A 13,702-nucleotide genomic window follows, 5' to 3' on the forward strand; every position below is an offset into this window, starting at 1 on the left:
AACAACTGAACTCGCGCCGCGCGGGTGGTATCATCGGGGCCGTCGCCCGCCCACACGCTGCCAGGAGCCTTCCCCGTGCGCTGCGCCCGCCTCTCCGTTGCCTTCCTGTTCATACTCGTCGGTACCGTGTCGGGTCAGGACAAGAAAGACACACCCAAGAAGGAAGCCAAGAAAGAAGCCCCGGTCGTGAAGCCGCGCGAGGGCGAGAGTAAGACCGTCAAGCTGTTCGTCGGCAAGAGCCTCGACGGCTGGGAGGGGTACTCCGATCTCTGGTCCGTGAACGACGGCGTCATCGTCGCGAAGAACACCGCGCCGCTGAAGTTCAGCACGTACCTGCTCACGAAGGACACGTACTCCGACTTCCGTCTCACGTTCGCCTCGAAGCTGGTCACGTCGGAAATGCACTCGGGCGTGTGCTTTTGGGGCGTTGTGAAGCCCGACGTGAGCAAAGACCCGGAAAAAGACCGCACGAAGCACACCTACGCGGGGCATTTGGTCATGTTCCCGTCGGGGTACGGTCTGTACGACCTGTTCGGTCGCAACGGCCTTGGTGTTGACGGCGCTCCTGCGAAGAAGGTCGGGAAGCAGCACGACTGGAACGACATCGAGATCCTGGCACAGGGGAACCGCATCCGCGTGGCGGTCAACGGCGCCGCGGTGGTGGACTGGCGCGACCCGCAGCCCGAGCGCATTAAGGCCGGCCCGATCGGGTTACAGTTGCACTCCAACACGGTTCCGCAGGAGGTCCAGTTCAAGGGGCTGGTGCTCGAAACCTTCCCCAAAGAAGACAAGCTGCTCACCGTGAAGTGAGGCGCACCCGGGAAACCCACGCCCGCAGAACGGACGGCCCTGGGGCTCGCTTCCGAACGCTCTCGGCCCGGGTTCTGGTTCCGCGCGAAGCAAATCTTCGCGCGGACGGCTCGATAGTGGGTTAACCCGGCCGCCGCGCCGCGAGGCGGGCGCGGGTGGAGGCTCTCCCCAATGTCCTCATCGAAACTCACGAGCTGGATCACCCGCTCGGCCACCAGCCGGGCCGTTCCTCACACAACAACCAATCACGACCAAGCACTCGAAGCGATCCTCAGCCCCGCCCAGCTCCCACAGGCCCCGGCCGTCGCGGTGCGGGTGGTCGAAGCCGCGACCCACGACGACTGCTTGCCCCGCGAGATCGGCGCGATGATCGCGAACGAGCCGGGGTTCGCGGCGTCGCTCCTGCGCACCGTGAACACCGCCCGCGAGGCCGCCAGCCGCCCGGTTAACTCGGTGGACCGGGCGGTCCTGCTCGTCGGGCTGAACAAGGTGCGGGCGATGGCCCTCGGGCTGTCGCTCCCCGCGTTGCGCCCGCAGGCCCGGTACGACCGGGGGGCGATGGACCACTCGCTCGCGTCCATCAGCGGCGCCATCATCGCCCGCGAGCTGGCCGCCCGGCGGGGCGACGCGGACCCCGAAGAGGATCTCAACGCCGCGCTGCTCCGCGACATCGGGGTGCTGCTGATCCAGCAAACGTATCCTACCGCGTGGGCGGAGCACATCGCCCGCGACGGCGACCCGCTGCTGGCCGAAGCGTGCCAGCGCGAGCGCGAGGCGTTCGGCATCGACCACGCGGAGGTGAGTGCGGAGGTCCTCAAACGCTGGGGGCTGCCGGACGAGATCTACGAACCGATCCGGCACCACCACCACCCGGAGCGGCTCGCGGGCACCCGGTACGCGCAGCGCGCGGAGCTGCTGTGGTTCGCCGGCCTGCTCACCCGCCTGGAGGCGGTCGTCGAACACCCCGACGCGCTCGACCTGATCCTGTCGGTTGCGGCCCGGCGGTTCGGGTTCAGCGTCGGCTCGCTGGCCGAGTTCCTGGACACGGTGCGACCGCAGATCCGCGACTTCGCGGACGTGATGAACCGCGAGATCGGACGGTGCCCCGATTACGCCTCGCTGCTGACGCACGCGGCAGCCGAGTTGTCACGCGGATCGCCCGGTCGTGCCGCTCCCGTGACCCAGTAAGCCCCTCCAGCCCGTCAAAACAGAGAAGCGGGAACTCCCGCCCCGTCCCGTTGGGAACGGCCGTTCGCGCCCGCACCCCCGCACACACGGTCCGAACCTCAATCCTGCACCCCCGACCGGGCGCCGGCCGGGAACAGCTCGTCGTCGTCGTCGGGAAGGCCCGGGAGCACTTTCCCGCCGGCCCCGACCGGCGCGGCGACCTTCGTCTTCACCGCACTCGTTAGCGCCATCTTGCGACGGTCTTTGTCGTCGGCCAGGCGCGCCTGGAGCGTTTTGGGAATCCCGCCCCACACGGTGGCCAGATCGGCCAGCGTCTTGGCCGCGTTCAACTGCCGGCGGTGCTGGTCCTCGGGCGACACCACCTCCACCGGTTCCGCGCTCAACCACCAGTCGAACAGCGGCTTCCAGAAGGTCGGCCCGGGGTGGTCGCACGTCTTCCCGTCCATCGCGGTACACCCGCGCACCTTTTCCACCCGGGCCGCGTGGTTCTCCACTTCCAGGCGGATCACGGCGTCGAACTCGTACTCGGTGTTCTCGCGCTGGTCGGTCTTCATGCCGACCTTCTTGATCTTGGTCTTGCCGGCGTCATCGACGCGCTCGTACTCGCTCTTCACCCGCATGGTGACGATGGAATGCGCGCGCGGGTCGGTGAGGGTGGTGAGCATCCGCCGCTGCTCGGGGGTGACCTGTGCCCAGCCGCCGAACTTGTCGCCCTTGTTGGCCCGGGCGTACCGGTCCACCTGCTCCATCGCCCCGTGCCACGCGTGCGACAGCGAGTCGAAGATGACGATGTCGTAGCCGGCGCCGACCAGGTGCTCGTAGCACTCGGCGTACCCGCCCGGGTTCTGCTTGTCGTGCGGGATCGGGCACACCTCGTACTCCCACTTCTCGCCGTCCATCGTCACGCCGTCGTACAGGCCCGCGGACTCGTTCTCCGAGTCGGCGATGACGATCCGCTTGCCGATGTTGGCGCGGCGCATCGCGAACGCGAGGCGCAGCGCGGAAAAGGTTTTCCCGGACCCGGACAGGCCCTCAAGGCTGATCTTCAACGGACGCCGCTGGCGCTTCGCCTTGCGAACTTCGAACATAGTGACCTACCTCACACGGAACAACGAACGCAACGGAACAACGTTACACCCCCATCGTTGCGGCCCGCACGGCCGGGTTGAATGTTCGCAATTACAGTAGTGGACGCAAATCCACAACCATGCCCTGCACAACCGGTGCGGCGTGCGAAACTGCCAACGCTGTCAGCGCCGGAATTCGCATCGGCGATCTCCACAACGGGACCGTAACCGCCTTCCAGTCGTGGTGGCCGCGCGTTGAACGCTCGCGTTTCGACATGCGCACATGGCTTACTTCAGTTGTGGTCTTGGGTGTGGCCCGTTCGCAGAGCGGTTCACACGCAAGACCACAACCGCTTTCCACCGTCGGGGTATTTTTGGAAGCTCGCACAGCTCCGAACCGAGCTGTCCGCACCCGTGAGCGAACACGGAGGCAGAGCAGTGTGCGCGATTCGATTTTCCGCAAGTTGCTTCCCAATAGCACATTGCGCCACGAGCACCCGTTCACTCCGAGAAACCAGTTACGGGCGGATTGAGCGGTTATCCGGGCTGCAAGGGGGCGTTTCGGTGATCGCAATGGACCCGTGAACGGGTAGCGATCCGGTAGCGATTCGGTAGTTCGCATACCAGCGGATGTCCCGTCGCCCGGCTGTCGAATGCGATTGAGGCACACGTGTAACCTCCGTTACAGTCTCGCCTTGGTCGGGTTGCCCGGACGAGCATTACGTCGCACGACCGGCGCGGCCCCCTTACTCACCTGATGGCACCGCTGCCCGGCTCGGTCGAACCGGTTCCCAACACGGCACGGGGGAATTGGGAACGTATAGTTGACGGCTCAACGCGACGTTGCCGTCGCGCCGCTCGGAGGTTGACATGCCGGTTCCGGATCGGAAGCGCACCCGGAGGGGGTGGACGGTGTGGCTGCTCGCCCTTGGTGCTCTTGCCGTCACCGTGTGGCTGCTGGGTTCCTACGCCGCCGCGTACCGGCTCACGCACCGGGCCGGCCCCCAGCAGCCAGAGCCGGCGCCCGCACTCGCGTGGGGCCGCATCCAGCCGTTTCGACTGGCCACTGCCGACGGCCAGGAACTCGGCGCGTGGTTCATTGATGGTCACCCCGACCGGCCGCTCGTCCTGTTCCTTCACGGGAACGGCGGGCGCCGGTCCGCGTGCCTCAAGGAGGCGGAACTCATCGCGGCCACCGGGAGCCCGGTCCTGATGATTTCGTTCCGCGCGCACGGCGACTCGACCGGCGAGGTGAACGACTTCGGGTACAGCGGACGGCGCGACGTGGTCGCGGCGGTCGAGTGGCTTTCGGAGCGACACCCCGGGCGCCCGGTGGTGGTTTGGGGGCAGTCGTTGGGATCGGCGGCGGCGGTGTTCGCGGCAGCGGAACTCGGAAATCGGGTAGCTGGCTACATTCTGGAATGCCCGTATCAGGACCTCCGGACCGCGACCCGGAACCGAACCCGGACGCACCTCCCCCCCGGGCTGGAGTACGTCGCGTATGCGGGATTCTCGGTCGTCGCCCCGATGGTCCTGTCGAACGTCGAGGACATTTCTCCTCTGACCGCCGCCGCACGAATTCCGGCGTCGGCTCGGGTGCTGGTTCTGGCCGGAAGCGCGGACCGCCGAGCGAAGCCTTCGGAGGCCGCAGCCATCGCCGACACGATCGGGGAACGGGCGGAGTTGGTCGTCATCGAAGGCGGCGATCACCTTCACCTCGCCGCGGCCGAACCGGAACGGTACCGGAAGGTGGTGACCGGCTTTTTGAAGCGGTGTGCGCCGGTCGAGAAGTGAGCTTGGTCCGGTAGAATGGCGGAATGGAACCGGTGTACCTCGACCACAACGCGACCACGCCGCTGCGGCCCGAAGTGTGGGAGCGGATGCGGCCGCTGATGCTGGAGACGTTCGGGAACCCGTCGTCGGCACATGCGTTCGGGCGGAAGGCCCGTCAGGCACTCGAAGACGCACGCGAGCAGGCGAGCGCGCTTCTGGGGGCGCACCCCGACGAGCTGACGTTCACCAGCGGGGCGACCGAGGCGAACAACCTCGCGATCTTCGGGCTGCGGCCGGCGCGTGCGGTCGCCTCCCCCATCGAGCACCCGTGCGTCGTCGAGCCGCTGCGCCGACTGGAAGCGGGCGGCGCGGCGGTCGAGTGGCTCCCGGCGGACGAGCGCGGGGTGATCGCCTGGCACGAGCCCGCCGCCGGCGCCGATCTGGCCTGCGTGATGCTCGCCAACCACGAGACCGGGGCCGTCCAGCCGGTCCGCGCGATCGCGGCCACGCTCCCGAAAGGCACGAAACTCCACTGCGACGCCGTTCAGGCCGTGGGGAAGATCGGGGTCGATTTTCACGAACTCGGTGCGACCACACTGACCGCGAGCGCGCACAAGTTCGGCGGCCCGAAGGGGGTCGGGGTGCTGCTCACGAAGCGCGGCACGGACCTGAAGCCGCACACGTTCGGCGGGCACCAGCAGGGCGGCCGGCGCCCCGGCACGGAACCGGTCGCGCTCGCCGTCGGGATGGCCGCGGCCCTCGAGATCGCGACCCGCGACCTCGCGGCGAACCGGGCGGCGCTCGCCGCGCACCGGGCGCGGCTCTGGGACGCCCTGCGGCGCGAGTGCGCGCCCGTTGTGCTGAACGGCCCGGAGATCGGGGCCGCAGACGTCGCGCCGGCCGCACTGAACGTGTCGTTCCCGGGGTGCCGGGCGGACTTGCTCCTCATGTCCCTCGATCTGGCCCGGGTCGCGTGCTCGACCGGGTCCGCGTGCTCGAGCGGGAGCCTGTTACCCAGCCCGGTCCTGCGGGCGATGGGCGTACCGGACGAAGTGCTGAAGTCGGCGCTGCGGCTCAGCTTCTCGCCGGCACAAACCAGCGCCGAGATCGACGAGGCGGCGGCGCGCATCGCCCGCTGCGTGCGGATGACGCGCAACGGGTAACGCGATTCGCGCGGCGGTTCTCCTACCTCGGCGGCTGGACCCGGGTAACGATGATCTCATACTCGATTCGGGATGTCGCGTCTGTTTCTTGTGGCACAGACATTCCTGTCTGTGTGGCGTGAGAAGGCTGCACAGACAGGAATGTCTGTGCCACAAAGACAAAAGGCAAGGCAGGCGCCAATAAACGGGCGGTGCCGTCAGAGCTGCCGACCCGCGAGCCGTCCGGTGCTCCACGCGGACTGGAAGTTGTACCCGCCGATCCAGCCGTCGAGGTCGAGCAGTTCGCCCGCGAAGTACAGCCCCGCCGCGCGCTTGCTCTGCATCGTGCGCGAATCGACCTCGTCCAGGCTCACCCCGCCGGCGGTGACCTCGGCCTTCTCGAACCCGAGCGTTCCGCGCAGCGGCAGCCGGAGTCGCTTGGTCGCGCCCACCAGGGCAAGCCGGTCCGCCTTGGCGAGCGCCGCGGCCTTGCGGTCTGCGGCCAAGCCGCACAGCGCCAGGAGTTGGTCGGCGAGCCGGCGCGGGAGCTTGTCCGCGAGCACCACCGCGAGTTGCTTCTTGCCCGACGCGAGCGACTCGGCTTGCAAGAAATCGTTGAACGCCTGCTCCGGCTCGGTCGGGAGGAAATCGGCTTCGAGGGCCAGCGACCGGGGCTCGGCGTGACCGCTCACCGCCCGGCTCACGTCCAGCGGCGCCGGCCCGGTGAGGCCGAAGTGCGCGAACAGCATCGAGCCGCGGCGCTGCGTGAGCGCCTTACCCTGCGGGGGAAGCACCTTCAGGTTCACGTCGGGCAGCGTGATGCCGCGCAGCTCGCCCACCCATTCAGGCTGGACCGTGAGCGGCACGAGGGCCGGGCTCTGGCCCACGATCGTGTGCCCGAACTTGGCCGCCAGGGCGTACCCGTCGCCGGTGGTGCCGCACCCGGGGTACGATCGACCGCCGGTGGTGAGCAGCACCCGCTCGGCGGTCAGCGTGCGCGCGGGCGTGAGCACCCGGAACCCGCCGTCGGGGCGCGGCTCCACGTCCTTCACCGGCTCGTTCAGCGCGAGCACGGCCCCGCTCCGCGCGAGCCGCTTCAGGAGTGCGTCGAGGACATCGACCGCGCGGTCGCTGACCGGGAACACTTTACCAGTGTCTTCCACCTTCGTGGCCACGCCTTCGCCGTTGAAGAACGCAACCGTTTCGCGCGGGCCGAGGGCCGCGAGCGCGGAGTGGAGGAACTTCCCGTTCGGCCCGAACGCCTCGACGATGCCTCGGGCGTCGCAGTCGTGGGTGATGTTGCACCGCGTCCCGCCGGACATGAGAATCTTGACGCCGGGCTTCTTCCCCTTCTCCAACAGCAACACCCGACGCCCCCGCTCGGCAGCATGGATTGCGGCCATCAGACCCGCTGCACCAGCCCCGCAAATGATGGCGTCGTAGTCGAAGTTCATGTCGGCTGACCTACCGGCGAAGATGGCGATGCGAAAGAATATCGTAACGAAACGGACTCAAGAGGGCGGCTCGGGAGACCGATAGTAACAAGTCGGCAAGAGCGGGGCGCCTGGGGGGGGGAAGTGGAATGGGGAGGCTGAAGAAGCAGCAACCGTCGTTGTTCGAGGGCTTAGAGCCGGAAGAAGCCAAAGCGGATCGGAGTTCCACCTTCCTCGACAACCTTTCCCTTCCCGTACACCGTTGGTTCCGTTACTCGGCGGGCTTCTCGGCAGAGTGGGTACGCGAAGTCATCGGGGACGGGAAGGCCGAAGGCCGGAAGCGAGTGTTCGACCCGTTCGCGGGAAGCGGGACGGTCGTACTCGAAGCCGAAGCCGCACAACTCGACGGGATCGGGACCGACTCGCACCCGTTCGTTTTCCGGGTGGCACAGGCCAAGTTGGATTGGCGGACGAACCCTGCCGACCTCACCGCCATCGGTGCCGAGATCGTCACGCGGGCGAAACGGTACAAGTCCCACTCCCGCACTTACCCGGAACTCCTGACGAAGTGCTACCCGGAAGGCACCCTTCACCGCCTTGAGGCGTTGAGGCGTTCGTTGCTCGAAAGCACCGATGACCGGGCCGTTTGCCGGTTGGCGTGGTTGGCGTTGGTGGCAATTCTCCGCGAGTGCTCACCCGTTGGAACCGCTCAGTGGCAGTACGTCCTACCCAAGAAGTCGAAGGCCAAGTCGCTTGACCCGTTCGAGGCATACGCCGCTAAGGTGCGACTGTTCGCCGCGGACATGGCGGCCCGGCAGCGGGCACCGCACGGCCCCGAAGGACGGATCAACGCCGACGACGCCCGGAAGCTGTCCACCGTGCCGGACCAGTGGGCCGAACTTGTCGTCACGTCCCCCCCCTACGCGAACAACTACGACTACGCCGACGCCACCCGCCTTGAGATGACGTTCTTCGGTGAAATCGAAGGCTGGGGCGGACTACAGGAGCAAGTTCGGCGTCACCTGGTCCACGCCTGCACCCAGCACGTTACCCCACTCATCAAGAAGACCGATGAGTTGATCGCTGACCCCGTGGTTGACGCCATCAGCGATGAACTCAAGGAAGTGTGCGGCAAGCTGGGAGCCGAACGGCAGACACGGGGCGGGAAGAAGGCGTATCACACGATGGTAGCCGCCTACTTTCTGGACATGGGGACCGTGTGGCAGAGCCTGCGCCGGGTGAGTGCCCCAGGTTGCCGGGTGTGCTTCGTGGTCGGCGACTCCGCACCTTACGGCGTCTACGTCCCGGTTGATCGATGGTTGGGGGAACTGGCCGTTGCCGCCGGGTTCAAGTCGTTCCGGTTCGAGAAGACGAGAGATCGAAATACCAAGTGGAAGAACCGCAAGCACCGTGTACCGCTCCACGAAGGCCGTCTTTGGGTGGAGGGGTAGTCATGGCAGAGTCACCAACCCACAAGTGGGGCCAGATCATCGGTTCGGAGTTCTTGGAAGTGGCAATCGCCCCACTTCTCCGAGAAACCGCCAAGCGGCACGCCCTCTACCTCGACGTGAAGGGGCCACGACCTGCCCGCACCGGCAAGAAGATTTCTTGGCAGGACTTATACGGGAACGCCCACGACCTCGACTTCGTGTTCGAGCGGGGCGGGACCGACGACAAGCTGGGCGACCCGGTGGCGTTCATCGAGACGGCATGGCGTCGGTACACGAAGCACTCACGGAACAAGGCACAGGAGATACAAGGGGCGGTTCTGCCGCTTGTCACGACGCACCAACGGTACGCACCGTTCATCGGCGTTATCGTGGCTGGGGAGTGGACGGGCGGGGCCATTACCCAGCTTCACTCACTCGGCTTCCGTGTGCTCTACTTCAGCTACGACGCGATCGTGAAGGCGTTCAAGACGGTCGGCATCGACGCGGGCTTCGATGAGGACACCCCCGACGACGACTGCAAGAAGAAGATCAAGGCTTGGGAACGGCTTGGGGCCGATGTGAAGGCACAACTCGCCAAGAGCTTACTCGACGCCAACACCCAGGACGTGAAGGCGTTCATGGAGAAGCTCGAAAAGGCCGTCACCCGACAAATCGAAGTTATTCGAGTTCTTCCGCTCCACGGCATCGCGGTAGAAGCCACGACGGTGGAAGGAGCCATCGAAACCATCGAGGGCTACGACGAAACCACGCCCGCCGCCAAGCCGGTTGCCCGATACGAAATCCAAATCAAGTATAACAACGGCGACTCGATAAACGCCGTCTACGCCAGCAAGGAAGATGCGATCGCATTCCTTCGCTCCTTCATGCCCGCAGTTCTTCCAGTTAATGCCGTCAAGAAAGACGAGTAACACCCTGAATACGGGCGATGATCGAAGCCGCCGTCAACGCCCGCCTCAAGGACTTTGCCCGCTCAACGCCGCAGTCAAAGGCCGCATCTGGCAGCACACGCCGCCGGAGAACCCCCAGGTTCCTTTCGTGGCATGCGCTGCGCGACGGGGGGCAGCGCCGGTCACCCGGCTATGGACTCCTTCAGGCCGGCGGCGGTTCTACGGTTGCGCACGCGTTTGGGACCGCGGGTACGCTTTACCGGGGCCGAACGCCGCCGGCTGGTACGACGGGCGCCGTCGGCCGCACCGCGCCGGCGGGCACCACCGGCGCCGCCCCACGCGGCCCCGGGCGCGCGCCGTATTGCGCCCCCTGGGCCGTCGGGTGCAGGGGCTCAATACGGACGTCGTCGAAGTACGCCACGCCGACGCCGGTCAGCGCCAGGGTGAGCGAGATCTGGCCCGACGCCGGCACCCGGCGGTACAGGTGGAACTGCTTCCATTTGTCCTTCGTCTTCGTCACCCGCACCGCGAGCGGCTCGCCCCCCGCGCTGTCGTAGAGCATCGCGCCGTCGGCCGTCAGGCTGATCTCTCCCGGGATTTTGACCCACCCGCTGACGCGCACCAGGCTCCCGGGCGGGAGATTGACCGGCGGGCTTTCGACCGCCAGGAACGTCCGCTCCAGCGGCATCGTGCTCTGCTCCACCGGCTTGCCGTCGGGCGCGAGATCGCCGCGCCGCCGCACCTCCAGCTTCAGCACCCCGCGCCCGAGCTGCGGCGCCGGCGGCTCGTACCCGTCGCCCGGGCGCGTGATCTCCCGGCTCGGGCGCCACATCTTCAGCCCCAGGTATTCCGGCGTCTTCACATCCGGTTTGTCCGTGGTCTGGTCCGCCGGAACGAGGCCGGCGGCCACCTTCACCCGGTCGAGCGTACCGAACCGGGCGCTCCACCCCGGTAGCTCGCTCACCGGGGCGCCGTCCTTGGGCAGCGGCCCCCCGCCGACCGGCTCGAACGCCCCGCCCGGCAGGGCCGACGCGCCCACCTGGCACGACTGGATCTCGCGGAACAGCTCCCAGTGCTTCGGGAGGCTGTGGTAGCTCACCGCGAACGGGCTCGCGCTCGGCACGTCGAGCGTCTCGGTGGCCTTCTTCCAGTGGTCCCACATCACCACGCGCAGGGGGCGGAGCGCCCGCTGCGCGTCGGCGAACGCCTGGGCGTACAGCTCCGCCGCGAAGCTGCGCTGCGCGGCGGTGTGGAGCTGCGCCGCCTGCTGGAACAGCGAGTCGGCGCCGCGTATCTGGACGCCCATCTCCGCCAGCTTGCGGTGCGTCGCGAGCGTTTTGTCGTACTCCTCCGCGGCGAGGTCCATCGCCCACCGGGCGGCCACGCGGCCGTACTTGCGGTTGTAGTCCTGCCACCGCACCACCAGCCCGTTCTGGCTCACGTCGTTGGTGAACACGATCGGCGTCACCAGGTCGAACTCCCGGATCGTGAGCTTGGTCCCGCCGGGCACCTTCTGGGCGTCGTTGCGCAGGCACGTCACGCCCGCCGGGGAGATGCGCCACGGGTCGGCGCCGTCGGCCACCAGCGGCACCGTCACCGTGAGGTCGTTCAAGGCGCCCTGCCCCGGGACGTACTGGCTGCCCGGCCCGAGCCAGATCGGCAGCAGCACCGCGCCGAAGTTCCCGCTCAGGTTCCCTTTGATCAGTGCGGCCTTCACGTACTCGTGGTTGGTGTCGAGCCACTGCGGCTGCTGGTCCCCGGCGAGCAGCACCGGGGCCAGCATCTCCAGTTCGGAGTTCAGAATGGCCATGCCCTGGAGCCGCCCGCGCCCGTGGTGGCTGTCCGCCAGGTACTGGTCGGACCAGAACCCGAGGCCCCGGCATCCGCACGCCACGCTGAGGTAGGCCAGCAGGCGCACCTGATCCGGGTGCGGCCCGATCGGCTCGGCGAACCCGCCGCCGGGGCTCACGCTCGCGACGCTCTCGACGTACCAGTCCGGGGCGTGGTTCTGGATCCAGGTCCAGAAGACGGCCCGCTTGGAGCTGAGGCTCATGCGCTGCGCGAGCCACCCGCGGTAGCCCTCCATTTCGAGGCTGGTGAACAGCGGCCACCGGTACGTGCCGACCGCGTCGAGGAACGCGGAGTAGCCCTTGAACCCGTCCCACACGCCGGCGCTGAACGGCCGCTTCGGGTCGCGCAGCCGGAGGTAATCCCGGGTGCGCTCGACGGCGCCGGTCTGCTCCTGCTGGCGCCCGCTGCCGAGGTCGTAGAAGAGGACGTCGCTGTCGGCGAACTTGCGGTAGTAGGCGTCGAGCGCGGCGGCCTCCGCGGTGCTGTTGGCGGTCGGCGCGGCGGGCAGCGCCGTCGGCACCGACGGCACCACCAGCCAGCCCTCGCGGTTCGCCTCTTCCAGCACGTCGGCGGGCACGTCGGCGGGCACCCAGAGGGAGTCGAACCCGGCCTGCCGGAGGACGTGGAGCGGGGCGCCGGTGTGGCGCACCGCGCGGAAGAAGAACGGCTTGTTGTCCACGAACAGTTGCCCGCCCTCCTGCCGGGAGAGCCGCCCCCGGGCGCCCTTCTTCTCCGTGCCCGGCTTGGGGCGCTTCACGACCTCGCCGGGCGCCCCGCCCGCCCCCTCGGCCCCCTTGACGGGGCCGATGTCGAGGTCGTCGATCCAGACGTCGGCGGTGCCGGGGCCGGTGTACAGGTTCAGCACGATGCGGTCGATGTAGGCGCCGTCCGCGTTCACCGCCCGGCCGATCTGCGTCTGGAGGATGGGGAGGCGCTTGCCCAGCAGCGCGGGCACGTCCGTGAGCGTCAGCTTCTGCCAGTTCTCCCCGTTGTGGGTGTCCCCCACGATGAGAGCGGTGAGCGGCGATTCGGGGCGGGCGGGGTCCGGCTCCTTCGGGAACACCACCCGGGCGCGGAGCTGCACCCCCGGGCGCGTGCACCGCACCCACACGCCCGCGGACAGCGCCGGGGTGATGAGGGCCGGGGGCGTGTCGTAGTGGTAGTGGAGGAACGCCGCGTCCCCGGTCGCGGCGTCGGCGGTCACCTTCACGTGCTCGCTGGTCGGCTGGCTCTTGAAGAACCGGTCCGAGATGTCGTGCTCCTTCTCCTCGACCTTCATGTTCGCGTCGCCGCGCACGAAGGCGACGTTCTTGCCGCCGAACTGGAACCGGTAGATCGACTCGCCCCGTGCCGGCACGAGCGCGAACCCTACCCCGAGCAGCACCAGCACAGCGACCATCAGCACATAACGGCGCGTGGGTGTCGGCATCGCGATTTCGCTCCTTGCGTTCGGTCCCGCAACCACCCGGAGCGTATACCCCGCCGGCCGGACCCGCGGAAGGCCAACCGCGGCGCCCCGAAATGCGTGTTTCGTGTGAACCGGTGGGCGGGCGCGTCCCGTTCCCCTACTCTTGCGCCGACGGCCTGCCGTCACACGTCCCGGACACACAAATGGAGTTCCCGATGTTCCGACTGCTCCTGAGCGGCCTCGTCCTCGCGACCGCCGCGCTCGTCGCGGGCGCCGACGAGAAGAAGGACCCGAAGGCGACGACCACCTGGGTCCGCGAGAGCAACGGCGTGGATCTGAAGTTCGAGTTGGGGACAGACGCGGGCACGTTCAACGTGTTCGTTGGCGAGAACGGGGTCGTCGTCAAAGCCAAGCTGACCCGAGAAAAGGGCACGGTGACGGCCGAGTTCACCGACGTGGAAGAGAAGGGCAACTTCCCGAACAAGCCGAAGAAAGGCGACAAGATCAGCTTCACCTGGACCGAAAAAGACGGCGTCGCGAAGCTGACCGACCTCAAAGGGGCGGACGACGCGAAGGACGTGCTCGAAGGCGAGTACAAAGTGAAGAAGTGACCGGCCGCCGGCGTGAGCCGACCGTTCCGCTTCTGGCGGACGCACAACAACCCATCCGGCTCACGCCGGCGGGGCGATCGG

10 protein-coding genes are annotated in these 13,702 nt (G+C 67.7%); 7 read left to right on the forward strand and 3 right to left on the reverse strand.

From position 1 onward, the window contains the following. The first annotated feature begins 75 nt into the window (after window positions 1-75). Window positions 76-810 (forward strand): 3-keto-disaccharide hydrolase, encoded by a 735-nt coding sequence (locus R5W23_RS27595; RefSeq protein WP_320689145.1) that lies wholly within the window; start codon window positions 76-78, stop codon window positions 808-810. A gap of 171 nt (window positions 811-981) precedes the next feature. Then, window positions 982-1,998 (forward strand): HDOD domain-containing protein, encoded by a 1,017-nt coding sequence (locus R5W23_RS27600; RefSeq protein WP_320689146.1) that lies wholly within the window; start codon window positions 982-984, stop codon window positions 1,996-1,998. 98 nt (window positions 1,999-2,096) lie between these two features. Here the strand turns inward: R5W23_RS27600 and R5W23_RS27605 are convergent, their stop codons facing one another. Next, a complete protein-coding gene (locus R5W23_RS27605) occupies window positions 2,097-3,086 on the reverse strand; it encodes an ATP-binding protein (RefSeq protein WP_261187607.1) in 990 nt (329 codons plus the stop codon). An 849-nt stretch (window positions 3,087-3,935) separates the two neighbouring features. Between R5W23_RS27605 and R5W23_RS27610 the strand changes: the two genes are divergently transcribed. Further along, window positions 3,936-4,859: an alpha/beta hydrolase gene (locus tag R5W23_RS27610; protein ID WP_320689147.1), complete on the forward strand. Its 924-nt coding sequence runs from the start codon at window positions 3,936-3,938 to the stop codon at window positions 4,857-4,859. 23 nt (window positions 4,860-4,882) lie between these two features. Next, window positions 4,883-6,001 carry a cysteine desulfurase family protein gene (locus R5W23_RS27615; protein ID WP_320689148.1) on the forward strand — a complete coding sequence of 373 codons (1,119 nt, stop codon included), beginning with the start codon at window positions 4,883-4,885 and terminating at the stop codon, window positions 5,999-6,001. 197 nt (window positions 6,002-6,198) lie between these two features. Here R5W23_RS27615 and R5W23_RS27620 read toward each other — a convergent pair whose 3' ends face one another. Next, window positions 6,199-7,434, reverse strand: coding sequence for a BaiN/RdsA family NAD(P)/FAD-dependent oxidoreductase (locus R5W23_RS27620; RefSeq protein WP_320689149.1), 1,236 nt, complete (start codon window positions 7,432-7,434; stop codon window positions 6,199-6,201). 128 nt (window positions 7,435-7,562) lie between these two features. Here R5W23_RS27620 and R5W23_RS27625 point away from each other — a divergent pair, with 128 nt between their 5' ends. Both R5W23_RS27625 and R5W23_RS27630 read left to right on the forward strand, forming a co-directional pair. Continuing rightward, window positions 7,563-8,864: a hypothetical protein gene (locus R5W23_RS27625; RefSeq protein WP_320689151.1), complete on the forward strand. Its 1,302-nt coding sequence runs from the start codon at window positions 7,563-7,565 to the stop codon at window positions 8,862-8,864. Between the two features lie 2 nt (window positions 8,865-8,866). Beyond that, a complete protein-coding gene (locus tag R5W23_RS27630) occupies window positions 8,867-9,772 on the forward strand; it encodes a hypothetical protein (RefSeq protein WP_320689152.1) in 906 nt (301 codons plus the stop codon). A gap of 235 nt (window positions 9,773-10,007) precedes the next feature. Here the strand turns inward: R5W23_RS27630 and R5W23_RS27635 are convergent, their stop codons facing one another. After that, window positions 10,008-13,031: a hypothetical protein gene (locus R5W23_RS27635; RefSeq protein ID WP_320689153.1), complete on the reverse strand. Its 3,024-nt coding sequence runs from the start codon at window positions 13,029-13,031 to the stop codon at window positions 10,008-10,010. 194 nt (window positions 13,032-13,225) lie between these two features. Between R5W23_RS27635 and R5W23_RS27640 the strand changes: the two genes are divergently transcribed. Then, complete coding sequence (locus R5W23_RS27640; protein WP_320689154.1) at window positions 13,226-13,621, forward strand: hypothetical protein; 396 nt, start codon at window positions 13,226-13,228, stop codon at window positions 13,619-13,621. Window positions 13,622-13,702: the final 81 nt, after the last annotated feature.

This window comes from Gemmata algarum, assembly GCF_034097035.1.
Taxonomy (GTDB): Bacteria; Planctomycetota; Planctomycetia; order Gemmatales; family Gemmataceae; genus Gemmata; species Gemmata algarum.

Excerpts from the sequence above, each read along its gene's own strand:
- R5W23_RS27600 (WP_320689146.1), top strand. The coding sequence starts at position 982 with ATGTCCTCATCGAAACTCACGAGCTGGATCACCCGCTCGGCCACCAGC.
- R5W23_RS27605 (WP_261187607.1), bottom strand. The coding sequence starts at position 3,086 with ATGTTCGAAGTTCGCAAGGCGAAGCGCCAGCGGCGTCCGTTGAAGATC.
- R5W23_RS27610 (WP_320689147.1), top strand. The coding sequence starts at position 3,936 with ATGCCGGTTCCGGATCGGAAGCGCACCCGGAGGGGGTGGACGGTGTGG.
- R5W23_RS27615 (WP_320689148.1), top strand. The coding sequence starts at position 4,883 with ATGGAACCGGTGTACCTCGACCACAACGCGACCACGCCGCTGCGGCCC.
- R5W23_RS27620 (WP_320689149.1), bottom strand. The coding sequence starts at position 7,434 with ATGAACTTCGACTACGACGCCATCATTTGCGGGGCTGGTGCAGCGGGT.
- R5W23_RS27625 (WP_320689151.1), top strand. The coding sequence starts at position 7,563 with ATGGGGAGGCTGAAGAAGCAGCAACCGTCGTTGTTCGAGGGCTTAGAG.
- R5W23_RS27630 (WP_320689152.1), top strand. The coding sequence starts at position 8,867 with ATGGCAGAGTCACCAACCCACAAGTGGGGCCAGATCATCGGTTCGGAG.
- R5W23_RS27635 (WP_320689153.1), bottom strand. The coding sequence starts at position 13,031 with ATGCCGACACCCACGCGCCGTTATGTGCTGATGGTCGCTGTGCTGGTG.
- R5W23_RS27640 (WP_320689154.1), top strand. The coding sequence starts at position 13,226 with ATGTTCCGACTGCTCCTGAGCGGCCTCGTCCTCGCGACCGCCGCGCTC.